The organism is Streptomyces sp. NPDC107500, from assembly GCF_055582785.1.
In genome coordinates, this window is sequence record NZ_JBVJPF010000013.1 from 69,011 (window position 1) to 94,540 (window position 25,530).

A 25,530-nucleotide genomic window follows, 5' to 3' on the forward strand; every position below is an offset into this window, starting at 1 on the left:
AACTCCTACACGGTCATCTGACGCAGCTGGGGGCGGTTCTTCTTGCGGGGCCGGGAGTCGTCCGCGGTCAGTTCCTCGATACGGGCCGCCAGTTGGGCGACGGTCGGGTTGCGGAACACCATCGTGACCTTGGAGTCGACGCCGAACCGGTTGCGGATGCGCCCGCTGAGCCGGGTGGCCAGCAGGGAGTGGCCGCCGTTGCCGAAGAAGTCGTCGTCGATGCCGATCTCCTCCCTGCCGAGCAGGTCGGCGAAGAGTCCGCACAGGGCTTCCTCGGTGGGTGTGCGCGGAGGCCGCCCGGTCCCGGCGCCGCCCTGGTCGGGTGCGGGGAGCGCGGCGCGGTCGAGCTTGCCGCTCGGGTTCACGGGCAGCTCGGCGAGGGGCACGATCGCGGAGGGGACCATGTACTCGGGCAGGCGCCGGCGCAGCAGCTCCGCCAGGGGCGCGAGGTCCAGCCCGGCCGCGTCCGCCTTGCCGGCGGGCACCAGGTACGCGACCAGCCGCTGGTCGCCGGGGCGGTCCTCCCGGACCACGGCGACCGTCTGCGCCACGGTGGGGTGTTCGGCCAGGACGTGCTCGATCTCGCCCAGCTCGATCCGGAATCCCCGGACCTTGACCTGGAAGTCGGAGCGTCCGATGTACTCCAGCCGGCCGTCCTCCCGCCAGCGCACCAGGTCGCCGGTGCGGTACATCCGGTCGCCGGGTCCGCCGAACGGGCAGGCCACGAAGCGGCCCGCGGTGAGGTCGGGCCGGCCCTGGTAGCCGCGGGCCAGGCCGTCGCCGGCGATGTACAGCTCGCCCTGCACGCCGCGCGGTACGGGCCGCAGTCGCGCGTCGAGCACGTACACCTGGGTGTTGCCGATCGGTGCCCCGATGGCCGGGGTGCCGGCGCCCGGGGTGACCGGGGCGCTCGTGGACCAGATCGTGGTCTCGGTCGGGCCGTACACGTTGGCGACCTCGGCGGCCTGCCCGGCGAGGTCCTCGGCCAGGCTCGGCGGCAGCGCCTCTCCGCCGACCAGGACCCTGAGGCCGGTGGCGGCGTCGGGTTCCTCCATGAGCAGGATCTGCCAGAACGCCGGTGTCGCCTGGACGACGGTCACCCCGTGGCGGCGCATCGCCTGGCGTACCGCCGCGGGCTGGGCGACGGTCTCCTTGCCCGCGAGCACCACCGCCGCCCCGGAGATCAGCGGCAGGTACAGCTCCAGGCCCGCGATGTCGAAGGAGACGGTCGTCACGGCGAGCAGCCGGTCACCCGGGGTCAGCGGGTGGCGCCGCCGCATGGTGGCCAGGAAGTTGGCCAGGCCGCGGTGGGTGACCGACACGCCCTTGGGCCTGCCCGTGGATCCGGAGGTGTAGATGACGTACGCGGCGTTGTCCGGGTGGACGGTCACGGTGGGCGCCGACGCGGGGTGGCCCGCGCAGTCGGCGCCGTCGAGGGTGTCGGCGTCGAGGACGAGGGCGGGGCGGGCGTCGTCGAGGATGTGGTCGATGCGGGTCGCCGGGTGGTCCGGGTCGACCGGGACGTAGGTGGCGCCCGCCTTGAGCACCGCCAGCAGCGCGACCACGAGCCGCGCGGACCGGGGCAGCCGTACGGCCACCGGCGACTCGGGTCCCGCGCCGCGGTCGATCAGCCAGTGCGCGAGGCGGTTGGCGCGTGCGTCCAGCTCGGCGTAGGTGAGCGACTCGTCCTCGGCGATGACCGCCGGGGCCTCGGGGGTGGCCTCCGCCTGCCGGCGCACTTCCTCCACCAGGCCGGCCCGGAGGGTGGGTTCGGCGGTGTCGTTGACCTCGCGCAGCAGCCAGTCGCGCTCCCGGTCGTCGAGTACGTCGACGTCGCCGAGGCGGGTGGCCGGGTCGGCCAGCAGCAGGTCGAGGACGCGTACGAGCCGGGCGGCGATCTCCTCGGCCTGCGCGCGCTCGTAGAGGTTGTTCTGGTAGTCGAGGGAGAGCCGCAGGTAGGGGTCGGAGGAGTTGAGCGTGAGCGGGTAGTGGGAGCCCGCGAAGGGGCGGATGCCGTCGATGGTGAAGCCCGCCGAGGTGTTGGCCTCCACCATGCCTTCGCGGTCGATCGGGTAGTTCTCGAACACGATCAGCGTGTCGAACAGGGCGGGCAGTCCGACGCTCCGCTGGATGTCCGCCAGCCCGTGGTGGTGGTGGTCGAGCAGGGCGGTCTGCCGGTCCTGGAGGCCGGTGATGACCTCGCCCATGGTGTGCCGGGGGCCGCAGTCGACCCTGGTCGGCAGGGTGTTGATGAACAGGCCGACCATCTCGTCGGAGCCGGCCAGGTCGGCAGGGCGGCCGTTGACGGCGGCTCCGAAGACCACGTCGCGCTGCCCGGTGAGCTGCGACAGCAGGATCGCCCAGGCCCCCTGGAGGAGCGTGTTCAGGGTGACGCCCAGCTCCGCCGCCCGGCGGGCGAGTTCGCGCCCCTTGTCGATCGGCAGCGGTACCTCGACACGGCCGAGGGCGGACGCGCTGCCCTTGAGGGCCGCGTTCGGGGCGACGAGGGTCGGCTCGTCGAACCCGTCCAGCTCGGCCTTCCACCGCGCCTCGGACACCGCGTGGTCCTGGCGCGACAGCCAGGTCAGGTAGTCGCCGTAGTCGCGGACCGGGGTCAGGTCCCGGCTCCCGGAGTACAGCCTGATCAGGTCCGTGATCACCATGGGTGAGGACCAGCCGTCGAAGAGGGTGTGGTGCGCGGTGACGATCAGCTTGGCCCGGTCGGGGCCGCAGGTGAGCAGCGCCAGGCGGATCAGCGGGGGCCGGGCCGGGTCGAGCTGGTCGGCCCGGTCGTCGGCGAGCGCCCGGTCGAGCGCCGCGTCCTGCTCGGTCTCGCTCAGCCCGGTCAGGTCCAGGTGCCGCCAGGGGATGTCGACGTGTTCCGGCACGACCTGCACCGGGTCGCCCTCGTCGGTGGTGAGGAACGCGGAGCGCAGGTTCGGGTAGCGCTCCAGCAGTGCCTGTCCGGCCGCCCGCATGCGCTCGGGGTCCACGTGTCCGTTCAGGTGCAGCGCGAACTGCATGTGGTAGACGTCGAAGGAGCCCTCGGCGAGCGCGGCCTGGAACTGGATGCCGGACTGCCCGGGGGCCTGCGGCCACACCTCGGTCAGCCGGCCGTAGCGCTCCTCCCAGGCCTCGATCTCGTACTGCCGGACCGGGACCAGCGGGGCGTCGGAGGGGGTGAGCCCGCCGATGCCGGCCCGCGCGGCGTGGGCGGCCATGCCGCGCAGCACCTCGACCCACAGCTCGGCCAGTTCGGTGGTCCGCTCGCGGGAGAGGACCTTGCCGGCGAACATGAAGGCGGCGTGCAGCCGGGTGCCGTCGGGGGTGTCGGTGGCGACCGAGTTGACCTCCAGCGCGGACAGCGCCGGCAGGTCCCCGTCGGGCAGCGCGATCAGCTCGGCCGACCAGGACGCCGGTCCCCAGCCCTCGGCACGCAGGTGCTCGGGCACGTCGGAGTCGGAGATCCGGCCGAGGTAGTTGAACCCGACCTGCGGCACGGGGCAGTCGGCGAGCTGCTCGCCGGTCTCCTGGTTCAGCCAGCGCAGCATTCCGTAGCCGACGCCCTTGTCGGGGACGGCGCGCAGCTGCTCCTTGACGAGTTTGACGGCCTGCCCGGCGGCGGGGCCTCCGGCCAGTACGTCGGCCAGGTCCACGTCCCGCACGTCGACGCGGGCCGGGTACATGCTGGTGAACCATCCGACGGTGCGGGAGAGGTCGGCTCCGGGGACGACGTCCTCCTCGCGGCCGTGCCCCTCCAGGCGGACCAGGGTCGAGGCGTCCGCGCCGCGCCACCGCTCCATGGCCAGCGCGAGGGCGGCGAGCAGCACGTCGGTGCCGGTGCCGCGGAACGCGGTGGGGAGGGTGGTCAGTACGGCCTCGGTGACGTCGGCGGGCAGCTCCACCCGCACGGTGTCGACGGTGGACCACACATCCACCGACGGGTCGAACGGCCGGCTGCCGAGCGGCGGGTCGGACGCCTCCAGGACGTTCAGCCAGTGCGTCAGTTCGGCCTCCCGCCCGGGGGTGTACGCCTCGTCCTCCAGCGCGGCGGCCCAGCGCCGGGCCGAGGTGCCGACCGGCGGCAGTTCGGGCACCTTCCCGGCCCGCACCCGCTGCCAGGCCTCGGCGAGGTCGGACATGAGGACGCGCCAGGAGACGCCGTCCACGACCAGGTGGTGCAGCACCACCAGCAGCCGGCCCCGGCCGGAGCCCGCGTCGAACCAGACGAGGTCCGCCACGGTGCCGGCCTCGGGGTCCAGGCGACCCACCGAGGCGTCCAGTTCCGCCCTGGCCGCGTCCAGCGCGGCCGGCTCGTCCCAGCGGCCGTCGCAGCCGACCCGGCGGATCAGGTCCGCGGCGCGGACGGTGCCGGGGCCGCTCACGACGAGGGTGGGCTCGTCGCCGCGGACCAGGCGGGCGCGCAGCAGGTCGTGCCGGTCGAAGACGGCGTCCAGCGTCGCGGCGAGGGTGCCGGCGTCGATGCCCTCGGGCAGTTCCAGCACCATCGACATGGCGAACCGGTCGGTGCCGCCGCCGTGTTCGAACACCTGCCGCGCCACCGGCGGCAGCGGCATGGGGCCGACGCCGCCGCCGTCGAGTTCGGCGAGGACGGGCGCCCGGTCCCGGCGGTCGGCGGCCACCTCGGACAGCCTGGCCGCCGTGCGGCACTCGAAGATCTCCCGGGTGGTCAGTTCCAGGCCCTTGGCGCGGGCCCGGGCGACGACCTGGATGGAGCGCAGGCTGTCCCCGCCCACGGCGAAGAAGTCGTCGTCGGCGCCGACCCGGTCGACGCCGAGCACGTCCGCGTAGGCGGCGGTGATGATCTTCTCCGCCTCGGTGCGGGGCTCCCGGTAGGTCTCGCCGAGGAACTCCGGCTCGGGCAGCGCCGATCGGTCCAGCTTGCCGGTCGGGCCGAGCGGCAGCCTGCCGAGGGCGACGAAGGCCGACGGCACCATGTAGTCCGGCAGCCGGGCGGCGACGTACTTGCGCAGCTCGGCGGCGGACGCGCCGGACTGCACGTCGACGTCGCCGATGCCGCCGACGCCGTCGTCGCCCACGGCCCCCTCGCCGGTGTGCACCACGTAGGCGACGAGTTGCTTGCCGCCCGAGGGCTGCTCCCGGCCGATGACCACGGCCTCGCTGATGCCGGGGTGGCCGGTGACGACGGCCTCGACCTCGGTCGTCTCGATGCGGAATCCGCGGACCTTGACCTGGCCGTCGCCGCGGCCGACGCACTCCAGTTCGCCGCGGGCGTTCCAGCGGGCCAGGTCGCCGGTGCGGTACATCCGCTCGCCGGCCGGGCCGAAGGGATCGGCCAGGTAGCGTTCGGCGGTCAGGGCGGGGCGGCCGTGGTATCCGCGGCCCAGGCAGGCGCCTGCCACGTACAGCTCGCCCACCACGCCCTCGGGTACCGGGGCCAGGCCCGGGCCGAGGACGTAGGCGCGCATGTTGCCCAGCGGCGTGCCGATGGGCGCGACGTCGCCGTCGGCCCACTCCTCGTCCGCGGCGAGGGAGAAGGCGGTGGCGTAGAAACTCTCGCTCTGGCCGTAGGAGTTGACGATCCGCGCGCCGGGCAGCGCCTCGCGCACCTGCCGCACGAGCCGGCCGGGCAGGACGTCGCCGGCGAAGACGACGGTGCGTACGTCGGGCGCCTTGTCGAGGTGGCCGACCAGCTCGCCGAGGACCGAGGGGACGCCGCTGAGGACGTGGCCGTCGAAGCCGTCCCGTTCGCCGAGCGCCAGGGCGTTCGGCAGGATCTCTACGGTGCCGCCGGTGGTGAGGGTGGTCAGCAGCTCGAAGACCGAGACGTCGAAGTTGACCGAGGTGCCGGCCGGCATCCGCCACCCGGGCGGTGTGCCGAGCACGCGGACCAGTTCCCGTACGCCGTTGACGACGTTGCGGTGGGTGATCGCCGCGCCCTTCGGCTTGCCGGTGGAGCCGGAGGTGTACATCACGTACGCCAGGTTGTCCGGCCCGAGCGGCGCGGCAGGGGCCCTGGAGGGCTCGTCGGCGGGTCCTTCCCACCCGGCGCGCTCGTCGAGGAGGACCGGCGCGAGGTCGCCCGGCGGCATCTCGCGCCAGGTGGCGGTGTCGGTGACCGCGTACCGGGGGCGGGCCTCGGCCAGCACGGTCGGGGCCCGCCCGCTGAGGTACTGCGGGTCCAGCGGGACGTATCCGGCGCCGGACTTGAGGATGCCGAGCAGGCCGGTGACGAGGTCCTCGGTGCGGGGCAGCGCGAGCACCACCAGGTCCTCGGGGCCCGCCCCGCGCCGGACCAGCTCCCGGGCGACGGCGTCCGCCCGCCCGTCCAGCTCCCGGTAGGTCAGGGTCCGCCCGTCGCACACGAGCGCGGGGGCGTCGGGGGTGGCGGCCGCCTGCCGCTCGAACAGCTCGGGGACGGTGAGGTCGGGCAGTTCGGCCGCGGTGTCGGTGGCCCGGTCGAGCCAGCGCCGACGCTCGGCCGGGTCGAGGACGTCGACGGCGGCGACCGCGCGTTCCGGTTCGGCCACCAGCCGGCGAAGGACGCGGACGAACCGGTCGGCGATGCTCTCGGCCGTGTCCCGGTCGAAGAGCCCGGTGGAGAACTCCAGCCGGCAGTCGGCGCCGCCGGAGGCGTTCGGCAGCAGGTCGAAGAAGAGGTCGAACTTGGCGGTGCCGGTCTCCAGCCGCTCGACCAGCACGCCCAGGCCGGGCAGTTGGAGCGGCGGCACGGACGGCTGCCAGGAGAGCATGACCTGGAAGAACGGGTTGTAGGCGGTGGAGCGGTGCGGGTTGAGCAGCTCCACGAGCCGCTCGAAGGGCATGTCCTGGTTGTCGTAGGCGGCCAGGGACCTCTCCCGCACCCGCTGGAGCAGCTTGCGGAAGGTGGGGTTGCCGGCCAGGTCGACGCGGAGCACCCAGGTGTTGACGAAGAACCCGACCAGGTCGCGCAGGTCCTCGTCGGTGCGGTCGGTGATCGGGGCGCCGATGGGCACGTCGTCGCCGCAGCCGAGGTGCTGGAGGAGCACCGCGAGCGCCGAGTGCATGACCATCGAGACGGTGGTGTCCAGGTCGGCGGCCAGCTTCTCCACGGACTCCAGCAGGCCGGGGTCGAGGGCGAACGGGACGCGGTCGCCGTCGGGGCTGGTCGTCGAGCGGCGCGGGCGGTCCGTCGGCAGCGGCAGCGGCTGCGGCAGGTCGGCCAGTGCCTCGCGCCAGTAGTCGAGCTGCCGGGCCGCCAGGCTCTCGGGGTCGGACTCGTCGCCCAGCACGTCGAGCTGCCAGAGCGTGTAGTCCGCGTACTGCACCGGCAGCGGCTCCCAGGCGGGGGCCCGGCCCTCGGCGCGTGCCGAGTAGGCGGCGGTGAGGTCGCGGAAGAGCGGACCGAAGGACTCGCCGTCCACGGCGATGTGGTGCGCGACGACGACGAGGGTGTGGTCGTGCGGTCCGCCGCGCACCAGCCGGGCGCGGATCGGCACGTCGGCGGCCAGGTCGAAGGTCTCGGTGGCGGTCTCCTCGATCGCCGCCGCGCGTTGTTCGCCGGCCGCGTCGAGGACGGGCAGGTCGAACGGTCGCTCCCCGGCCGCCAGCACCCGCTGGTGCGGGACACCGTCGTCGCCCTCGACGATCACCGTGCGCAGGACCTCGTGCCGGTCGACGACGTCGCGGAGCGCCGCCGTGAGCGCGTCCACGTCCAGCTCGCCGGTGAGCCGCAGGGCGAACGCGCCGTTGTAGGTCGGTGAGGGGCCTTCGAACCGGTCCACGAACCACAGCCGGCGCTGCGCGAACGACAACGGGATCATTGTGTCTCCAATATCGGCGAGCCAGGGGGCGGGGTGGCGGGCTCAGCCCTGGTCGAGGAGGGTCAGGAGTTCGTCGTTGTAGAAGTCGTCGATGGAGCACGCTCCCGACAGCGTCGAGAAGTACCGGTCGATGTGCTCCTGGTGGCCGACCAGCTTGCGCAGCATCTCGGTACGCCCCTCGGGCTTGAGTTCGGCCACGTTGAGCGCGCCCTGGTAGTGGTTGAGGGCCTCGTTGCCCAGCTCGTTCTCGTAGCGCCGCAGGGCGGACCTGAGGGCGGCGTCGTCGTGCAGCCGGTCCCCGATCAGGTCGGTGAGCGACTGGGCCTGGACGAAGGCCTCGGTGATGCCGCGGGCGGTGATGGAGTCCTTGTGGTTCACCGCGTCGCCGACCAGCACCCAGCCGGGTCCGTAGGCCTTGCGGAAGTAGTTCTCCTGGTGGCCGGTGCCGTAGAGCTGCTCCTCGCGCCGGCCCGAGCGCATCCGCTCGTACAGCTCGGGGGCCGTGGTGCGGAACGCCTCCAGGTAGGCGGGCTCCACGTTCTTGCGGATGTCGTTGTAGTCCGCCTGCGGGAAGTACGTCATGAGCAGGGTGAGGTCGTCGTTGGTCGGCAGGACGCCGATCCAGCGGCCCGGCCGCTCGTACAGCTCGAAGTCGGCCGGCACCCCGGACCAGTAGCTGTAGTAGGTGGTGGTCATGCGCGGGTGCTCGATGACGTTCTCCGCGCCGGTCTTGCGCGCCACCAGCGAGCGCATGCCGTCCGCGCCGACGACCAGGCGGGCCCGGTCCGTCGTCTCGGTGCCGCCGGGCGTGGCGTACCGCACCCCGACGACCCGGTCGTCCTCGAACACCAGGTCCTTGACCGCGCAGCCCTGGCGGAACTCCACGCCGGCCGCCACCGCGCCCTCGGCGAGGATCGGGTCGAGCACGTACCGCCGCGGCGCGTACGTGGTGGTCAGTCCGTCGATCGGCAGGGAGAAGCCCTCGATGCGCACGCCGGGGCCCTGGTAGACCTGGTGGGTGATCGGCTGGGCGCCCGAGTCGCGGATCCGGTCGAGCAGCCCCCAGCGGTTGAGCAGCGCCACGCCCTGCATGTGCAGGTAGTGCGAGGAGAGCGTGTCCTGCGGGAAGCGCGCTTTCTCCAGGAGCAGGACGCGGTAGCCCTGCCGCGCGAACAGCATGGCCGTCGGCGATCCCGCACAACGGGCACCTATGACAATCACGTCGTACATGGCGCGCCTCTCTTACCAGTAGTTCTTCGACACGGGGCGGCTACGGGGCGGTCGTAGCGGCCTGGGACTCGATGTAGGCGGAGATGGAGGCCACCGTCGGGTTGAGGAACATCTGGTCCATCGGGACCTCGACGCCCAGCTCCTCGATGTAGGCGCCCTGGATCCGCACCATGACCAGGGACTGTCCTCCCAGGGCGAAGAAGTCGTCGTCCACGGAGATGTCGTCCCGCTGGAACTCCCGGCACCAGATGGCACGTACGCGGTCGGCAGTCATCGCTGTCCTCTCGGTTCTCGTCGCTGTTGCGCCGCTAGGCGGCCGTGCCGCTGCCCGCGTAGTGCTCGCCGCGGGTGTCGGCCAGCGCGGCGCGGTCGACCTTCCCGTGCGGGCTCAGGGGCAGCCGCGGGATGTTGTGGAACCGGGCGGGGACCATGTTCCGCGGCAGCACCGCCAGCAGGCGGGCGCGTACGTCGTCCGCCGCGAGGTCGTCCCCGGCCGGGACGAGGAACGCGGTCAGCTCGGCCTCGCCGGTGTCGCCGGCGGTGACCACCACCGCGGCCTCGCGTACGCCGTCGAGGCGGGCGAGGGCGCGTTCGACGTCGGTGGGGTCGATGCGCATGCCGCGCACCTTCACCTGGGCGTCGATCCGGCCGAGGACGACGAGGTCGCCGGCGTCGGTCACCCGGCCGCGGTCGCCCGTGCGGTAGACGCGGACCCGCTCGCCGCCCGCCTCCAGGGTGGTGAACCTGGCGTTCTCGGGACCGGCGCCCAGGTAGCCCGCGCCGACGCCGGCTCCGGCGATGCAGATCTCGCCCTGCTCGCCGGGGGCCACGTGGCGCAGGTCCTCGTCGACGAGGTGGATGTCGGTGTTGTGGGCGGGCCTGCCGACCGGCGGGACGTCCTGTCCGCCGGGGTGGTGTCCGGCGAGGTCGTAGGAGGTCGCCACGTCCGTGCACTCGGCGACGCCGTACTGGTGCAGCAGGGTGCAGGTGTTGCCCGGGCGCCGCGCCCAGTCGGTGAGCCGCTCGGCCTTGAGGGCCTCGCCGCCGAAGAGGACGTAGTCGAGCCGGGTGAGGGCGTCGCCGCCGCGCGCGGTCTCCCAGTCCACCAGCACGTACAGGGTGCTGGAGGCGCAGTGCACCACGCGGATGTCGTGGTCGGTCAGGATGCGGTACGCCATCATGGCGTCGAAGTTCCGGCTGGCCAGGAGGTACTGGGTGGCGCCGCAGAACAGCGGTGTCATCAGGGCGCGTTGGGACAGGTCGAAGCCGAAGGCGCTGACCACCAGGTTGTGCGACCCGCTGTGCAGGCCGTACTCCAGCTTGAGCCAGTGCATGAGGTTGAACCAGCCCTCGTGCCGGACCGCGGTCAGCTTGGGCGTCCCGGTCGACCCGGAGGTGAAGACGGCGTAGCACACGTCGTCCCCGGTGACGTCGGTGTCGGGCGCGGTGGCCGCCAGGCCGGCCAGGTGGCCGGCGAGCCGTTCGAGGTCGACGGTCTCCACGCCGGCCGACTCGACCATGGCCGCGGTCGCCGGGGAGGCCACGATCAGGGCGAGGCCGGGCACCTGGCCCAGCAGCAGCCGCAGGCGCGCCTCCGGGTAGGCCGGGTCGAAGGGCACGTAGGCGGCGCCGGCCTTCAGCGTGCCGAGGATGGCGACGAGCAGGTCGGGCGAGTAGTCGAGGCAGACGCCGACCTTCGCGCCGCGGCCGTGCCCGCGGGCGAGGAGGAAGCGCGCGAAGCGGTTCGCCCGGGCGTCCAGCTCCGCGTACGTCACCTGCCGGCCGGCGTGGACGACGGCGACCGCGTCGGGGGCCGCCGCCACGTGCGACTCGAACTGCTTGTGGACGACGGGCGCGGAGGGCAGGGCGACCCGCTTTCCCTGAAGGATCATCAACTGACTCCGATGTGGGCGGTGCCGGCGGGCGGGCCGCCGGGCGGGGGCGTCGGGCGGGGCACCGTCAGGCGGTGCGCCGTTCGGTGGTGGGGGCGACGGCGCTCTCCAGCGTCCGGGCCACCCACTCGTCGACGGGCAGGCCGTGTGCGGCGGCCGCCTTCGCGCAGTGGTCCAACTGGTCGGCGGACAGCTCGATGGTGAGCGTGGTGACCTTCTGGCGGCGCTTGTCGGCCGCCGGCTCGGGGAGCCGGGTCACCTCCTGCTGCTCCTCGCCGCACGCGGGGGCCTCGGCCGCGCCGCTCTGCACGGCCAGGCTCGCGCGGACCGCCCGGCGCAGCTCGTTGCGCGACCACTTCTGCTGTTCGGCCTTGCGCAGCCAGTAGTCCTGCTCCGGCGGCGACAGGCGGGTCACCTCGGCGTGGTGGGCGAAGCTGAGGGCGTCGCGCCTGCGGTGGTGCTCGAACCGCCGGGCCACCCACGCGTAGTTGCGCAGGGTCTGGTAGTCGAGCCCGGTGCGCTCGATCGCCTCCTTGTAGCGCCGCCAGCCGTATGTGCTCTCCCCGTAGATCAGCCAGTCGGCGAGCCACCACGCCGAGGAGTTCACCAGCTCGCGCAGATTGCTGCCGATGCGCTCCCAGGACCGCTCCGGCAGGTTCTCCGGGAAGACCATTCCCGACTTGCGCACCGTGGTCTGGGACCCCACGAAGGACAGGACCACATCGCGCTGCGCGGGCTCACCGGCGCCTGCCGCAGGCCGCGCGCTCACGGTTCTCACAGCGCCCCTCACAACTTCATCTCCCCACTCAGAGTGCTTGCCTGGAACGTCCGCCTGGCGCCGCGCGGCGCTCAGTTGGCCGCCATGGCCTCCCGCAGGCTCCGGGGCCGCAGGTCGGTCCAGTGCCGCTCGACGTACTCCAGGCACTCGGACCTGGCCGCCTCGCCGAAGACCACCCGCCAGCCGGCGGGGACCTCGGCGAAGGCCGGCCACAGAGAGTGCTGGTCCTCGTCGTTGACGACTACGCGGAAGCGGCCGTTCTCGTCGTCGAAGGGGTTCGTGCTCACCTGGGCACCGTCCTTTAACCGTCAGGGGTGACTCGGGATGGGATGTCGCCGGGCCGGTGCGGAAGGGCACCGGGCGGGAGGGCCACCGGTAGGCGCGTCCGGTCGACGGGACATTCGGCTGTCCGGTCGACGGGACATCCGGCATCGGGGCGGCCCCCGGCGTTGCCACGTCACCGTAGGAATCGGCGGTCGGTGCTTCAAGGGCGGCGGGCCCGTCGGCGGACCGCCCGACCGGACCGGTCCGCGGCGGCCCGGATCTCCTGTACTTCGCCGGGCCGCTGTGCCAGCATGCGGGCCGGTCGCCCGCACCCGCCGCGCATCCGGCGGGAGAGCGTCGAGCACCCCTCGCGGGCGGACGGCCGGTCCGTGTACCGTCCACAGCGGTCCGAGCGGAGGAGCGCGGCCTCCGTCCCATTGTCGCGCCGGGCCTTCGAGACGGGCTCGACATCCGCTGGACGGGGCGGCGTCCGCGGACCCGTGCCCCGCCGGCCGCTCCCCCGCCCCCCGTGGCGCGAGGACGCGCGGCCCGATCCGAGGGAGAGCGATGGACAGCACCCGACCGGCCCTGCGCCTGTTCGTCATGCACCACGCCGGGGGTTCGCACCTGCTGTACCGCACCTGGCCCGCCGCGCTCCCGGACTCCTGGGACGTGCGCCTGCTCGACGCACCGGGTCACGGCCTGCTGCTCGACCAGCCGCGGATCCCGGACGCCGGCCGGCTCGCCGACCACCTGCTGCGGGGCATCGAGCCCCATCTGGACGGCCCCTACGCCCTGTTCGGGCACAGCATGGGCGCCCTGGTGACGTACGAGATGACCCGGCGGATCGTCGACCGGGGCCTGCCGCCGCCGGTGTGGCTCGGGATCTCGGCACGTACCGCGCCGGAGGAGGCACGGCCGGCCGAAACCTACCGCGAGCCGTCCCAGGCCGAGCTGCGCGCCCGGCTGCGGCAGCTCGGCGGCACGCCCGACGAGATCTTCGGCGACGCCGAGCTGTGGGCCCTGTTCGACCCGATCATCCGCGGCGACCTGCGCCTGGTGGACACCTGGCGGCCGGTGCCCGGTGCCGCCCCGCTGCCCGTGGCGCTGTCGGCGTACGCGGGCCGCGAGGACCACTCGGCGCCGCCGCCGCGGATGACCGGCTGGGCGCGGCACTCCCGCCGCTTCCTGGGCCTGCGGGTCTTCGACGGCGGTCACTTCCACTTCCAGCACGACCCCGGGCCGCTGCTGCGGCAGATCGAACGGGACGCGTCCGCGGCCCTCGACGCGGCGGGCGCGGCGCGGCCCGCCTGACCTCTCGGACGGGTGGCCCCCGGGGACCACCCGCACCCGCACCGAGCGGGCCTGCCGTACGGCGGCGCCCCGCACTGCCCGAGCACGTCCACCCACGCCCGACACACGGGTTGGCTCCGGTGCCGCCGGCGTACCGCCGGCACGGCACCGGCCCACCACGGAGCACACACCAACGGGGAGCACGAAATGACGAGACGAGTGAGACCGAGAGCCGCCCTGGTCGCCCTGGCGGCCGTCGTGATCACGGCCACGGCCCTGACGGGCCCCGCCGGTGCGGCACGCGGGCCGGCCGCCCCCGCGGCCGCCCCCGCGGCCGGCCACGAGGCGACCCGGCAGGCGATCGAGGCGGGCCCCGCCGGTGCGGCACGCGGGCCGGCCGCCCCCGCGGCCGCCCCCGCGGCCGGCCACGAGGCGACCCGGCAGGCGATCGAGGCGGCCGTCCGGGCCGGCGTCCCCGGCGTCGCCGCCGAGGCGCGGGACGCCGACGGGGTCTGGCGCACGGGAGTGGGCGTCGGCGACCTGCGCACGGGGAAGGCGCGCGGCGCTGCCGACCGGTTCCGCGTCGGCAGCATCACCAACACCTTCGTGGCGACAGTCCTGTTGCAGATGACGGCGGAGGGGAAGCTCTCCCTGGACGACACGGTCGAGCGGCACCTGCCCGGCGTGGTCACGGGCAACGGCAACGACGGCCGGACGGTCACCGTGCGGCAGCTCCTGAACCACACCAGCGGCCTGTTCGACTACCTCTCCGAGCCGTCCTACTACCAGAAGTACGTGCTGGGCGACGGCTTCCTGCGGCACCGCTACGACACCCTGACCCCCGGGGACCGCCTGGCGGTGGCCTTCTCCCACCCGCCGCTGTTCCAGGCCGGTGCCCGGCACGCCTTCTCGCACACCAACGACCTCCTGGCCGCGCTGATCGTCGAGAGGGTCGGCGGCGGATCGTACGAGCGGGAGGTGCGCAGGCGCATCGTCCGGCCCCTGGGTCTCGAGGCCACGTCCCACCCCGGCGCGAGCACCGTGCCGCCCCGGCCGAGCGGCCGCGGGTACTCGAAGCTCTTCTTCGACACCCTGCCGGACCGGATCGACGACGTCACCGCGTTCGACGGGTCCCAGGTCTGGGGCGACGGCGACATCATCTCCAGCGCGGGCGACCTCAACCGCTTCTACCGCGCGCTGATGCGCGGCACGCTGCTGCCGCCCCGCCAGCTCGCGGAGCTGAAGACGACGGTCGTCAACCCCGACCTGCCGATCTCGTCGTACGGGCTGGGCATCGAGCGGCTGGAGATGAGCTGCGGCAAGTCCCTCTGGTACCACGACGGCGGCACGGTCGGCTCCCTCACGTTCGCCGCCACCACCGAGGACGGCGGCCACCAGTTCACGTTCAACTACAACGGCGACTGGGAGGTCTCCCAGCTCCTGCCCACGCTGAACGCCGAGTTCTGCGAGCCGACGTCCGGCTGACGCCGCGACGGCACCCCCACGACGTGTGAGAACGACATGCCTGTCCCCCAGGAGGGTTTATGACCGTGCGAGCAGCCGTCGCCGGGGCCAGCGGCTACGCGGGAGGCGAGCTTCTGCGCCTGCTGCTGGCCCACCCCGGCGTGGAGATCGGTGCGCTGACCGGCCAGTCCAGCGCGGGCCTGCGGCTCGGGGCGCTCCAGCCGCACCTGGCGCCGCTGGCGGAACGGGAGGTGCTGCCCACCACGGCCGAGGCCCTCGCCGGGCACGACGTCGTCTTCCTGGCCCTGCCGCACGGCCACTCGGCGGCCGTCGCCGAGCGGCTGGGGGACGACACCCTCGTCGTCGACTGCGGCGCGGACTTCCGGCTGGCGGACGCGGCGGTCTGGGAGGCGTTCTACGGCACGCCGCACGCGGGCAGCTGGCCCTACGGACTGCCCGAACTGCCAGGCGTCCGCGTCACGTTGGCCGGAGCGCGGCGGATCGCGGTGCCGGGCTGCTACCCGACCGCGGTCCTGCTGGCCCTGTTTCCCGCGTACGCCGGCGGGCTCGCCGGGCCCGAGGCGGTGGTCGTCGCGGCGTCCGGCACGTCCGGCGCCGGCCGGGCACCGAAGGCGGACCTGCTCGGCAGCGAGGTCATGGGCTCCATGCGGCCCTACGGCGTCGGCGGCGGCCACCGGCACACGCCGGAGATGGCGCAGTACCTCGGCGGGGTGGCCGGCCGCCCGGTCTCCGTCTCCTTCACCCCGACCCTGGCCCCCATGCCCCGCGGCATCCTCGCCACCTGCTCGGCTCCGGCGCTGCCCGGTGTCGGATCCGACGACGTACGCGCCGGCTACGAGAAGGCCCTGGGCGACGAGCCGTTCGTCCGGCTGCTGCCCGAGGGGCAGTGGCCGAGCACGGCGGCCGTGTACGGATCGAACGCCGCGCAGGTCCAGGTGGCCCTCGACCCGGCGGCCGGACGGATCATCGCGATCAGCGCCATCGACAACCTCACCAAGGGCACCGCGGGCGCGGCCGTGCAGTGCATGAACCTCGCGCTCGGCCTGCCCGAACATCTGGGGCTCTCCACGATCGGAGTCGCACCGTGAGCGTCACCGCGGCACGCGGCTTCCGGGCGGCGGGCGTCGCCGCGGGCATCAAGAGCAGCGGGGACCGGGACGTGGCCCTCGTCGTCAACGACGGGCCGCGCCGCGCCGCCGCGGGCGTGTTCACGTCCAACCGCGTGCAGGCCGCCCCGGTCCGGTTGACCCGCGAGGTCCTCGCCGACGGTGCGCTGCGCGCGGTCGTCCTCAACTCCGGTGGTGCCAACGCCTGTACGGGGCCGCGGGGCTACCAGGACACCCTCGCCACCGCCGAACGCGCCGCCGGCCGCCTCGGCGTGGACGGCGCCGACGTGGCGGTCTGCTCCACCGGGCTCATCGGCGTGCCGCTGCCCATGGACCGGCTGCTGCCCGGCGTCGACGAGGCCGTGGCCCGGCTGTCGGCGGACGGCGGCCAGGACGCGGCGCGTGCCGTCATGACCACGGACACCGTGCCCAAGACGGCGTCCGTCACCCGGGACGGCTGGACCGTGGGCGGCATGGCCAAGGGCGCCGGGATGCTCGCCCCCGGCCTCGCCACCATGCTCGCGGTGCTCACCACGGACGCCGACGTGGACGCCGCGGCCCTGGACCGGGCGCTGCGCGAGGCCACCCGGCTCACCTTCGACCGGGTCGACTCCGACGGCTGCATGTCCACCAACGACACCGTGCTGCTGCTGGCGTCCGGCGCCGCCGGGACCGCCCCGGACCCCGCCTGCTTCGCCGAGGCGGTGCGGGACGTCTGCGCCGACCTGGCCGCGCAGCTCGTCGCGGACGCCGAGGGGGCGAGCAAGGAGATCCACGTCGAGGTCGTGGGCGCCGCGGACGAGGACGACGCCGTCGAGGTGGGCCGCTCCGTCGCGCGCAACAACCTCCTCAAGTGCGCCGTGCACGGCGAGGACCCCAACTGGGGCCGGGTGCTGTCCGCCGTCGGCACCACCTCCGCCGCCTTCGAGCCGGACCGGCTGAGCGTCGCGATCAACGACGTGTGGGTGTGCAGGGACGGGGGCGTCGGCGAGGACCGCGCGCTGGTCGACATGACCGGCCGTGCGGTCCGCATCACCGTGGACCTCGCCGCCGGCAAGGACTCCGCCGTCATCCGGACCAACGACCTCACCGCCGACTACGTCCACGAGAACAGCGAGTACTCCTCATGAGCGCTTCCGATTCCCCCCGGCCGTCCGGCGCCGACCGCTCCGGCGGGCCCGCGGCCCTGCCCAAGGCCCGTGCTCTGGTCGAGGCGCTGCCCTGGCTGGCGCGCCACCGCGGCAAGACCGTCGTGATCAAGTTCGGCGGCAACGCCATGGTCGACGACGGGTTGAAGGCGGCCTTCGCCAAGGACGTCCTGTTCCTCAGGCACGCGGGCCTGCACCCGGTCGTGGTGCACGGCGGCGGACCGCAGATCAGCTCGCAGCTGCGCCGGCTCGGCCTGGAGTCCCGGTTCGAGGGCGGCCTGCGGGTCACCACCGACGAGACCATGGACGTCGTACGGATGGTCCTGGCGGGCCAGGTGCAGCGCGAGCTGGTCGGGCTGCTCAACGAGCACGGTCCGCACGCGGTGGGCATGACGGGTGAGGACGCCCGCCTGATGACGGCCGTCAAGCGCTACGCGAGTGCCGGCGGGAAGCCGGTGGACATCGGCCGCGTCGGCGAGGTCGTCCACGTCGACACCGGGGCCGTGCGCGCCCTCGTCGCAGACGGGCGCATCCCCGTCATCTCCTCCATCGCCCGGCCGCTGGACGACAAGGACGCCGCCGGGGGCGGGGTGTTCAACGTCAACGCCGACACCGCAGCCGCGGCCCTGGCCGCCGCGCTCGGCGCGGAGGCGCTGCTGATCCTCACGGACGTCGCGGGCCTGTACGCGAACTGGCCGCACGCCGACGAGGTGATCCCCCGCCTGACCGCGCGTGAACTGACCGAGCTGCTGCCCCGGCTGTCCTCCGGGATGGTGCCCAAGATGGAGGGCTGCCTGTACGCCGTGACCAACGGGGTGCGCACCGCGCGCATCGTCGACGGCCGGGTCAAGCACTCCGTACTGCTGCCGATCTTCACCGACGAGGGCGCGGGAACGGTGGTCGTGCCGGACGGCGCGGACGGCGCCGAGGGGGCGACGGCATGACCGGCGGCGGGGAGGCCCGCGGGGCGGGCAACGCGGCGCTGACCAGGCGCTGGCAGGACGTCATGATGGACAACTTCGGCACTCCCCGGCTGCCTCTGGTGCGGGGGCGGGGCACCCGGGTCTGGGACGCGGAGGGCAACGAGTACCTCGACTTCGTCGGGGGCATCGCGGTCAACGCGCTCGGTCACGCGCACCCGGCGGTCGTGCGGGCCATGTCCGAGCAGGCGGCCTCGCTGGGCCACGTCTCGAACCTGTTCGTCGCCGAACCGACGGTGCGCCTGGCCGAGCGGCTGCTGGGGCTCGCCGGGCGCCGCGGCCGGGTGTACTTCTCCAACTCCGGTGCCGAGGCCGTCGAGGCGGCCTTCAAGATCGGCAGGCTCACCGGCCGCACCCACATGGTGGCGGCGGCCGGCGGCTTCCACGGCCGCACCATGGGCGCCCTGGCCCTGACCGGACAGCCCGCCAAGCAGGACCCGTTCCGGCCGCTGCCGGGCGACGTCAGCCATGTGCCCTACGGCGACGTCGGGGCGCTGCGCACCGCCGTCACCGCGCGCACCGCGCTGCTGGTGCTGGAGCCGCTTCAGGGCGAGAACGGCGTGATCGTGCCGCCGCCCGGGTATCTGCGCGCAGCCCGGGAGATCACGGCGGCGACGGGAACGCTCCTGGTGCTGGACGAGATCCAGACCGGCGTCGGGCGCACCGGCCACTGGTTCGCGGCGCAGGCCGAGGATGTCGAGGCCGACGTGGTCACCCTCGCCAAGGGGCTGGGCGGCGGCCTGCCCATCGGTGCGACGCTCGCCTTCGGCCCGGCGGCCGGGCTGCTCACGCCCGGCACGCACGGTTCCACCTTCAGCGGCAATCCCGTGGTGTGCGCGGCCGCCCTCGCCGTCCTCGACACCATCGAGCGGACGGGCGTCCTCGGCAACGTGCGCCGGGCGGGGCGGCGGCTGCGGCACGCCCTGGAGGGCCCGGGTCACCCGCTGGTGCGCGAGGTGCGCGGCGCCGGGCTGCTGCTGGGCGTCGTGCTCGACGGCGCCCATGCCGCGCGCGTGCAGCGGGCGGCGCAGGACAGGGGGCTGCTGGTGAACGCGGTGGCGGCGGACGTCGTCCGGCTCGCTCCGCCGCTGACCGTCTCGGACCGTGAGGTGGAGGTCTTCCTCGACGGCTTCGGGGCTGCTCTCGCCGAGGTGCTCGAGGAGGGGCGGAGGGCGGCCTGAAGTCCCCGTGACAGCGGGCGGAGCCGGGGCCCGAATAGGTGCACCGTACAGTCGTTCGAGCGCGGCTCCGACGTCCTTCCAGCCAGCCCTGCGAGATTTCTCGCCAGTTGTGTGCACCCTTCCCATGGAGGCATGATGGCGCGTCAGGCCGGACAGACCGCGGGGTCGCAGGGCGGCCCGGCAACCGCTCTCCCGCAGCCCCCGTCCCGGCAGCCGCGCCCCGCCGGGGCGGCGCCGCGCCGCGGTCAGGTGCTGACGACCAAAGTGGGCCTGCGGATGCCGGCCGGGATGGCGTACGACGAGTGGGAGCGGGCCGGCCGCCAGCTCGCCGACGTCCTCGACTCGTCCTCCTGGTGGCTCGGCGACTGGCTGGTGTACGGCAAGGACCACTACACCGACCGCTACCAGCGTGGGATCCGTGCCGTCGGCCTCTCCTACCAGACGCTGCGCAACTACGCGTGGGTCTCGCGCCGCTTCGACCTCAGCCGGCGCCGGCCCGACCTGAGCTTCCAGCACCACGCCGAACTCGCCTCCATGCCGGCCGAGGAGCAGGATCTCTGGCTCGACCGGGCCGAGGAGCGGCAGTGGACCACCAAGCAGCTGCGCGGCGCCGTCCGCGCCACGCGCCCGAGCGCGCCGGGGCCCTCCACCGCCGTCGAACCGAGCCGGCGCCTGGAGGTTCCTGGCAGCCGCCTTCAGTGGTGGCACAAGGCCGCCGAGCAGTCGGGCGTCGACTTCGAGGAGTGGGTCACGGCCACGCTGGACACCGCGGCGGCCAGCGCCCTGGAGGCGCCGGCCGGACCGGAGGGGGCCGCGCACACGCCAGGCCCCGGGTGTGGCACGCCGCCGGCCGGGTCCGTGGACGCCCCCGGGGACGGGGTGCGGCCCGAGGGCCGCGTCGGGCGGACCCGGCCGGTGGCCGTCAGCGCCTGACCGACCGGCGCACGCGGCACGTCACGGCAGCCGGCTCATCAGCCCCGCGGTCCCGCGCTTGTGCACGCACCCGCTCTGCCCGAAGGACTCCCTCACCCGCTCGCGCACCTCGCCGGGCTGCTCCTGGCTGAGCTTGAACATGCCCTCGGCCCCGGTGACCGTGAACCGGAAGGCACCGACACCCGGCGCGATCTTGCGGAAGTAGCCGAGCGACTCCGTCATGTCCCAGCCGTTGCCGAACTCCCCCTCGAAGGCACGCACGGTGGACTGCACCACGGCGAGCGTCTCGTCCGTCGAGTCGAGCTTCTCCACCACGCCCCGGACGTGCACCGCGGTGAAGTTCCAGGTCGGCGCGGCCGGCGTCACCTCGTACACGGTGGGCGACACGTACGAGTGCGGGCCGGTGAACGTCAGCAGCAGCACGCCGCCCGTCTCCAGCGAGCCCCAGTGCGGATTCGCCCGGTTCATGTGTCCCAGCAGGGTGGCGCCGGTCAGGTCGTCGTCGCGGTCGAGGGGGTGGTCGGGGTCGAAGATGACCGGCAGATGCGTGGCGAACGGCCCCTCGTCGGGTTGTCCGTTGGCCACCGCGAGGGCCAGCGGATTACCACGGATCAGGTCCACCATCCACGAATTGCTGGGTTCGCGATAGAAACTGGGCACGAACATGAGGTTTCACCTCTTCGGCAGTTGACTCGACGCACGGCTCCGGTTTCGGGCATGACGGATCGCACTGCTCCGGACACCCACGTCATCGGCCGCACCATGCGGAGTTTCGGGAATTCCCGCCGAACGTAGCTCCGTCCCGTCGACGGGACAACGCTCTGCCGGTCCAGAGGGACTCAAGTCGCCCTCCAGCGGCCCTCATGTGCCATTCCAGTTGCCTTCGAGCGCTTTCCGAGGCAACACTGCAGACGGTCTCTCGGGCCACCGGCCGAGTTTTCCAGACGCAATCGGGAGAATTTCTATGGGCATAACTGGCAGGCGCAACGAAGAGATCCTCGACGTGGTCGGAATCGGGTTCGGCCCGTCCAACCTGTCGCTCGCGATCGCATTGGAGGAGCACGGGGCGAGCGCTCCGCAGCATCCGGTCACGTCCCACTTCTTCGAGCGGCAGCCCACATTCGGCTGGCACCGGAACATGCTGCTGCCGTCGACGACCATGCAGATCTCGTTCCTGAAGGACCTGGCGACCTTCAGGAATCCGATGTCCCGCTTCAGTTTCATCTCGTATCTGCACGCCTCCGACCGGCTCGTGCAGTTCGTGAACAACCAGGACTTCTTCCCGACCCGGCAGGAGTTCCACCAGTACCTGGAGTGGGCCGCCTCCGGCCTCGCCGACCGGGTCACCTACGGCGCCGAGGTCACCGCGATCCGGCCCGGCACCGACGGGAACGGCCTCTCGCCCGACCTCCTGGAGGTCGAGGCACGCACCGCCGACGGTGCCACCCGGGTGGTCACCGCGCGCAACGTGGCCATCTCCACCGGCCTGGTGCCGCGGCTGCCGGACGGCGTGACGGCCGACGAACGGGTCTGGCACAGCTCGCAGTTCCTCAGCAGGTTCAACGCGCAGTCGCCGGACGACCTCAAGAGCGTGGCGGTGGTGGGCGCCGGCCAGAGCGCCGCCGAGATCACCCGCTTCCTGCACGACGCGCTGCCGCACGCCCAGGTCTGCGCCATCGTCCCGTCGTACGGCTACTCCGTCGCCGACGACACCCCGTTCGCCAACCAGGTGTTCGACCCCGCCGCCGTCGACGACTACTACTTCGGCACCGACCGGGGACGGGACGCCTTCTGGCGCTACCACCGCAACACCAACTACTCGGTGGTCGACGCCGACGTCATCCGGGACCTGCACCAGCGCACCTACGACGAGGAGGTGCGCGGCACCCGGCGGCTGCACTTCCGCAACCTGACCCGGGTCGCCGAGGTCGAACGGTCCGGGAGCACGACCCGGGTGGTGCTGCGTTCACTGCTCGACGACCGGACGGAGGACCTGTCCGTCGACGCGCTGGTCTTCGCCACCGGCTACGACGGCCTGGACCCGGTCGGTCTGCTCGGCGACTTCGACCGGCACTTCCAGCGGGACGCGGCCGGCCGGCACCGCCTGGAACGCGACTACCGCCTCGTCCCGGCCGCGGACCTGACCTGCGGGGTCTACCTCCAGGGCGGCACCGAGCACAGCCACGGTCTGTCGTCGTCCCTGCTGTCGAACATCGCGATCCGCAGCGGTGAGATCGCCGACTCGATCGTGCTGCGGCGCACCGAGCGGGAGCTGGAGCGCGACCGTCCCGTGGAGGTGGCACCGCCGGTCGCCTGAGAGGGCACACCCAGGGGGCGGCCTCCGGGCCGAAGACGACCATCGAGCGAAGGCGAGGGCAGTGCCCGTGACACGAGAGCCCCGGGCTCAACCCGTGGCGGACAGCCGCCATCCCGGCACATCGACGCCGGCGGTCTGGGGGCGCGAGCTGACCGTCGCGGCCCGCAGGGGCGGGGACGAGGCCCAAGGACTCGCCCGCCGTCTCGTCGGCTGCCTCTCGCCGGAGGCCCGACTCGTCCTGCTGCGCGCCCTGGCCGACGCCGACGGTCGCGGCGGGCGGACCTTCGGGGCCGGTGAGCGGCCGGCCGCGCCGCCCCCGGGTCTCATCCGGCTGCGGTTCGCCGACACGTTCGCGCTCGACCGGGCCGGCGCCGCCTTCGGCGCCGGGTCAGGCCCCGGCCTGGGCGACGTGCGGAGCCACTCCCCGACCCTCACCCTCGAAATGGCCGGCGACAGCGGGGTCGACACCCTGCGGTCCGTGCTCGCGGTACTCGACGCGGCGGCGGTCACCGCCGAGTCGGTCACCGTCCACAGCCGTGAACTCGACGACGTCCTGGCCTCGTTCGGGGGGCGGCGGTGATTCCCGCGTCCGGTCGTCGCACCGTGCCGGGCGGGCGGCGTAGACCGCGAGGAAGGCGGCGAGCCCGGGCACACCGCCGTCCGGTCCGAGGGCGGGGACCGGGAGGTGTCCCAGTTCCCGCGTCATCCCGCGGTGCGCCTGGAGCGCGGCGGCCACGATTTCTCCCGGGCCGCGGGCGGGGTCCGGGCCGGCGCCGGCCATCGCCAGCGCCTCGGCCCAGGCCCGGGAGGCGATCTCCGCGCGGTGCGGGTGCGGTACCGGGTCGGGGTCCGGCATGACTGCCTCCTCGGCGTCTGGGCCTTCTCGGTGCAGGTGCTTCCCGGGTGTCGTGGAACAGGTGCGGTGGAGGGCCACGCGGCCCCGCCCCAGCATGCACGGGACCCGCCACACAGCCCTGACACGGTCCTGACGCCCGCCTCGGTCCACGTGCGCCAAAGGGGCTCAGGCCAGGTCGTCGCGGACGACCCGGCGGTGGGCGGCGCGCCAGGTGCCGCCGCGGGTGCGCACGAGGACGTCCTCCATGACGCACACGTACAGGACCTTGGGGCCGCCGCCGCTGGGGGTGGCGTACACGAGGGCGGAGCAGCGGGTGCTGAGCGACCCGTCCGCCCGGGGGCGGACGTCGAGCATGCCCACCCAGTGGTCGAGCCGGCCGCCGGCCCGCCGCCGCCGGGCGGCGCCCGCGCGCACGTAGTGGGTGAGTGCGGCGTGGGCGCGGGCCGGCTCGGGCATGGTCGGGAGCTCCAGGACGGCGTCCTCGGTGAAGGTGTCCGCCCAGCTCTCGGTGTCGTGCGCGTCCAGGATCCGCATCTGGTGCGCGTAGAAGTGCTGCGCCTCGGCGTAGAGGGCGGCGAACTCCAGGCTGCCGGAGGGTGGTTCGGCGGTGCCCGTCAGCTCGGCGGTCATGGTATCGGCCTCCGTTCCCCTCGGGGTTGGGGGACGCGGGGTCAGGCGCTCCTGCCCTCGGTGGCGGGCGGGGTGCCGGTCGTCACGGCGTCGTGAGGGCGGTCTCCCGGTGCCGGGCCGGGGCGGCGGGGGCGGGGGTGTGCCCCGTCGTGGTAATGCCGGCGAACAGGTCGTGTTCCGGCAGCTCGGCCGGCACCAGGGAGCGTGCCAGCGTGTAGTCCTCGGTGGGCCAGACCTCCTGCTGCACGGTGGTCGGCACGGCGAACCAGGGGCCGTACGGGTCGACCTGCGAGGCGTGGGCGAGGAGAGCACGGTCGCGGCGGGGGAAGTACTCGGCGCACGGCACCCGGGTCGTCAGGTGCGGCTGGTGGGCCGGCTCGCCGGGCGGCGGCGTGTACGGCAGGGTGGCGCCGCGCCGCCGCAGGGCCAGGTGGAGCGCGGTGCTCCGGGCCGGGTGGGAGGCGTGGCTGTAGTACAGCTTGAGCGGCTGCCAGGGCGGTCCGGCGCCCGGGTGGGCCGCGCGGTCGCCGGCGGCGGTGAACGCCGCCGCCGTGACGCGGTGGGCCATGAGGTGGTCGGGGTGCGGGCGGACGCCCTCCCCTTCGTGGGTGGTGACGACGTGCGGGCGGAAGCGCCGGATCAGCCGCACGAGGCGGTCGGTCGCCGCCGTGAGGCCGGCGCTGGCGAAGCCGTCCGCGGGCAGGGGTTCGCCGGGTCCGGCGACGCCGGAGTCCGGATATCCGAGCCAGCACTGGGCCACGCCGAGGATGCGGCTGGCGCGTGCCGTCTCGCGGGCGCGGGTCGCGCCCAGGTCGGCCGGGCACGCGGGGAGTGGGTGCGCCGGATTGAGAACGGTGCCCCGTTCCCCTCCGGTACAGGTGACCACGAGTACTTCGGCGCCCTCCGCGGCGTATTTCGCCAGGGACGCCGCGCCTTTCCCGGATTCGTCGGACGGGTGGGCGTGGACCGCCATCAGCCTGAGCCGTGTCGTACCGGTCATGGAGCCTCCTTTCCCTCGGGTTGTGGTCGTTGCCGCACGAGACCCTATGGACGGCGACTTGAGAACCGGTCGAGGTCCGCCACAGGGCGGCGGGCGGCCGGAAAATCCGCCGAACGCGCCGGGAAGGGCCTCTTGAACACGCGGACTCGGCCGGATCTCATGCCTGTGGAGGACGGTTTTCGAGCCGTTCTCCGACCCTTCTCAAGGGATACTCCAGAATCGCGCGGAGGTGCGGCGCCAAAAAGGGCCGCGGCACCTCTCGTGGGGAGAGGTGCCGCGGCCCTGCGGCCGCGCCGGGAAAGTCAGCCGGACTTGCGGCGGAATTGCCGGGTGCCGTTGTTGACGGCTCCGCTGCCCTTGATCTTCAGGCGGCTTTCCAGGTGCGCACGCTGGGATCGGGCGTTGTTGGCCTTCCGCTCCAGGGCCTGACGGAACTTGCGGCGGGCCTCGGTCTCGGTGGCGTTCTGCTCCGGCTGTTCGGTCATGCGTACCTCCATGCGAGTTGTCGAGCTGATTCACTGTGACAGTCGTCGCGGCGGGACGGGAGGGGCCGCGGACGCCCGGCGACGCAATTACGCCAGCCTTCGGGAAAGGAGTCGGGGACCGGTGATATTCGACCGGTACTCAGGCGATCCCATGCGGCCGCGGTTCTA

At 73.6% G+C, this 25,530-nt stretch carries 19 protein-coding genes; 9 read left to right on the top strand and 10 right to left on the bottom strand.

Annotated features, from left to right (window positions below; genetic code table 11):
* Positions 1–5 precede the first annotated feature (5 nt).
* From ACZ67M_RS37465 to ACZ67M_RS37490, 6 genes are all read right to left on the bottom strand, one after another.
* Positions 6–7,784, bottom strand: coding sequence for an amino acid adenylation domain-containing protein (locus ACZ67M_RS37465; RefSeq protein WP_469854329.1), 7,779 nt, complete (start codon positions 7,782–7,784; stop codon positions 6–8).
* A 42-nt stretch (positions 7,785–7,826) separates the two neighbouring features.
* Positions 7,827–9,014 (bottom strand): NAD(P)/FAD-dependent oxidoreductase, encoded by a 1,188-nt coding sequence (locus tag ACZ67M_RS37470; protein WP_361362355.1) that lies wholly within the window; start codon positions 9,012–9,014, stop codon positions 7,827–7,829.
* A gap of 40 nt (positions 9,015–9,054) precedes the next feature.
* Positions 9,055–9,288, bottom strand: coding sequence for a phosphopantetheine-binding protein (locus tag ACZ67M_RS37475; protein ID WP_064732275.1), 234 nt, complete (start codon positions 9,286–9,288; stop codon positions 9,055–9,057).
* A gap of 34 nt (positions 9,289–9,322) precedes the next feature.
* Positions 9,323–10,906: an amino acid adenylation domain-containing protein gene (locus tag ACZ67M_RS37480; protein WP_469854330.1), complete on the bottom strand. Its 1,584-nt coding sequence runs from the start codon at positions 10,904–10,906 to the stop codon at positions 9,323–9,325.
* Between the two features lie 67 nt (positions 10,907–10,973).
* Positions 10,974–11,675, bottom strand: coding sequence for an LmbU family transcriptional regulator (locus tag ACZ67M_RS37485; protein ID WP_469854331.1), 702 nt, complete (start codon positions 11,673–11,675; stop codon positions 10,974–10,976).
* Between the two features lie 80 nt (positions 11,676–11,755).
* Positions 11,756–11,971 (bottom strand): MbtH family protein, encoded by a 216-nt coding sequence (locus ACZ67M_RS37490; RefSeq protein WP_361362364.1) that lies wholly within the window; start codon positions 11,969–11,971, stop codon positions 11,756–11,758.
* Between the two features lie 544 nt (positions 11,972–12,515).
* Here ACZ67M_RS37490 and ACZ67M_RS37495 point away from each other — a divergent pair.
* From ACZ67M_RS37495 to ACZ67M_RS37525, 7 genes are all read left to right on the top strand, one after another.
* Entirely contained in the window at positions 12,516–13,262 is a 747-nt protein-coding gene (locus ACZ67M_RS37495; RefSeq protein ID WP_469854332.1) for a thioesterase II family protein, read from the top strand.
* 186 nt (positions 13,263–13,448) lie between these two features.
* Positions 13,449–14,726, top strand: coding sequence for a serine hydrolase domain-containing protein (locus ACZ67M_RS37500; protein WP_469854333.1), 1,278 nt, complete (start codon positions 13,449–13,451; stop codon positions 14,724–14,726).
* 59 nt (positions 14,727–14,785) lie between these two features.
* Positions 14,786–15,814 (top strand): N-acetyl-gamma-glutamyl-phosphate reductase, encoded by a 1,029-nt coding sequence (argC, locus tag ACZ67M_RS37505; RefSeq protein ID WP_469854334.1) that lies wholly within the window; start codon positions 14,786–14,788, stop codon positions 15,812–15,814.
* The gene (gene argJ, locus ACZ67M_RS37510; protein ID WP_469854335.1) at positions 15,811–16,962 is read left to right on the top strand and encodes a bifunctional glutamate N-acetyltransferase/amino-acid acetyltransferase ArgJ; all 1,152 of its coding nucleotides are present in this window, start codon (positions 15,811–15,813) and stop codon (positions 16,960–16,962) included. Before argC ends, argJ begins: the two co-directional genes overlap by 4 nt.
* Positions 16,959–17,924, top strand: coding sequence for an acetylglutamate kinase (gene argB / locus ACZ67M_RS37515; RefSeq protein WP_469854336.1), 966 nt, complete (start codon positions 16,959–16,961; stop codon positions 17,922–17,924). The genes argJ and argB overlap by 4 nt, the downstream gene beginning before the upstream one ends.
* Positions 17,921–19,141 (top strand): acetylornithine transaminase, encoded by a 1,221-nt coding sequence (locus ACZ67M_RS37520; RefSeq protein ID WP_392239622.1) that lies wholly within the window; start codon positions 17,921–17,923, stop codon positions 19,139–19,141. The genes argB and ACZ67M_RS37520 overlap by 4 nt, the downstream gene beginning before the upstream one ends.
* A gap of 132 nt (positions 19,142–19,273) precedes the next feature.
* On the top strand, positions 19,274–20,074 hold the full coding sequence (locus tag ACZ67M_RS37525) for an LmbU family transcriptional regulator (protein ID WP_450736637.1): 801 nt from the start codon (positions 19,274–19,276) through the stop codon (positions 20,072–20,074).
* 21 nt (positions 20,075–20,095) lie between these two features.
* On the opposite strand, the gene ACZ67M_RS37530 is transcribed toward ACZ67M_RS37525, so the two are convergent.
* Positions 20,096–20,740, bottom strand: a complete 645-nt coding sequence (locus ACZ67M_RS37530) for an FMN-binding negative transcriptional regulator (protein ID WP_361362386.1) — start codon at positions 20,738–20,740, stop codon at positions 20,096–20,098.
* A 298-nt stretch (positions 20,741–21,038) separates the two neighbouring features.
* Here ACZ67M_RS37530 and ACZ67M_RS37535 point away from each other — a divergent pair, with 298 nt between their 5' ends.
* Together ACZ67M_RS37535 and ACZ67M_RS37540 are read left to right on the top strand one after the other, a co-directional pair.
* The gene (locus tag ACZ67M_RS37535) at positions 21,039–22,391 is read left to right on the top strand and encodes a lysine N(6)-hydroxylase/L-ornithine N(5)-oxygenase family protein (RefSeq protein WP_361362388.1); all 1,353 of its coding nucleotides are present in this window, start codon (positions 21,039–21,041) and stop codon (positions 22,389–22,391) included.
* 94 nt (positions 22,392–22,485) lie between these two features.
* On the top strand, positions 22,486–22,971 hold the full coding sequence (locus tag ACZ67M_RS37540) for a hypothetical protein (protein WP_385797546.1): 486 nt from the start codon (positions 22,486–22,488) through the stop codon (positions 22,969–22,971).
* Positions 22,972–23,412: 441 nt separating this feature from the next.
* Here the strand turns inward: ACZ67M_RS37540 and ACZ67M_RS37545 are convergent, their stop codons facing one another.
* From ACZ67M_RS37545 to ACZ67M_RS37555, 3 genes are all read right to left on the bottom strand, one after another.
* Positions 23,413–23,877, bottom strand: a complete 465-nt coding sequence (locus ACZ67M_RS37545; RefSeq protein ID WP_361362394.1) for a nuclear transport factor 2 family protein — start codon at positions 23,875–23,877, stop codon at positions 23,413–23,415.
* A gap of 82 nt (positions 23,878–23,959) precedes the next feature.
* Positions 23,960–24,877, bottom strand: a complete 918-nt coding sequence (mca, locus tag ACZ67M_RS37550) for a mycothiol conjugate amidase Mca (RefSeq protein ID WP_392103202.1) — start codon at positions 24,875–24,877, stop codon at positions 23,960–23,962.
* A 302-nt stretch (positions 24,878–25,179) separates the two neighbouring features.
* The gene (locus ACZ67M_RS37555; RefSeq protein WP_064732257.1) at positions 25,180–25,362 is read right to left on the bottom strand and encodes a DUF5302 domain-containing protein; all 183 of its coding nucleotides are present in this window, start codon (positions 25,360–25,362) and stop codon (positions 25,180–25,182) included.
* Between the last annotated feature and the right edge of the window lie 168 nt (positions 25,363–25,530).

What these genes read in the sequence shown, in the direction of transcription:
- ACZ67M_RS37465 (WP_469854329.1), bottom strand. Translation starts at nt 7,784, where the DNA reads ATGATCCCGTTGTCGTTCGCGCAGCGCCGGCTGTGGTTCGTGGACCGG.
- ACZ67M_RS37470 (WP_361362355.1), bottom strand. Translation starts at nt 9,014, where the DNA reads ATGTACGACGTGATTGTCATAGGTGCCCGTTGTGCGGGATCGCCGACG.
- ACZ67M_RS37475 (WP_064732275.1), bottom strand. Translation starts at nt 9,288, where the DNA reads ATGACTGCCGACCGCGTACGTGCCATCTGGTGCCGGGAGTTCCAGCGG.
- ACZ67M_RS37480 (WP_469854330.1), bottom strand. Translation starts at nt 10,906, where the DNA reads ATGATCCTTCAGGGAAAGCGGGTCGCCCTGCCCTCCGCGCCCGTCGTC.
- ACZ67M_RS37495 (WP_469854332.1), top strand. Translation starts at nt 12,516, where the DNA reads ATGGACAGCACCCGACCGGCCCTGCGCCTGTTCGTCATGCACCACGCC.
- ACZ67M_RS37500 (WP_469854333.1), top strand. Translation starts at nt 13,449, where the DNA reads ATGACGAGACGAGTGAGACCGAGAGCCGCCCTGGTCGCCCTGGCGGCC.
- argC (WP_469854334.1), top strand. Translation starts at nt 14,786, where the DNA reads ATGACCGTGCGAGCAGCCGTCGCCGGGGCCAGCGGCTACGCGGGAGGC.
- argB (WP_469854336.1), top strand. Translation starts at nt 16,959, where the DNA reads ATGAGCGCTTCCGATTCCCCCCGGCCGTCCGGCGCCGACCGCTCCGGC.
- ACZ67M_RS37520 (WP_392239622.1), top strand. Translation starts at nt 17,921, where the DNA reads ATGACCGGCGGCGGGGAGGCCCGCGGGGCGGGCAACGCGGCGCTGACC.
- ACZ67M_RS37525 (WP_450736637.1), top strand. Translation starts at nt 19,274, where the DNA reads ATGATGGCGCGTCAGGCCGGACAGACCGCGGGGTCGCAGGGCGGCCCG.
- ACZ67M_RS37530 (WP_361362386.1), bottom strand. Translation starts at nt 20,740, where the DNA reads ATGTTCGTGCCCAGTTTCTATCGCGAACCCAGCAATTCGTGGATGGTG.
- ACZ67M_RS37535 (WP_361362388.1), top strand. Translation starts at nt 21,039, where the DNA reads ATGGGCATAACTGGCAGGCGCAACGAAGAGATCCTCGACGTGGTCGGA.
- ACZ67M_RS37545 (WP_361362394.1), bottom strand. Translation starts at nt 23,877, where the DNA reads ATGACCGCCGAGCTGACGGGCACCGCCGAACCACCCTCCGGCAGCCTG.
- mca (WP_392103202.1), bottom strand. Translation starts at nt 24,877, where the DNA reads ATGACCGGTACGACACGGCTCAGGCTGATGGCGGTCCACGCCCACCCG.
- ACZ67M_RS37555 (WP_064732257.1), bottom strand. Translation starts at nt 25,362, where the DNA reads ATGACCGAACAGCCGGAGCAGAACGCCACCGAGACCGAGGCCCGCCGC.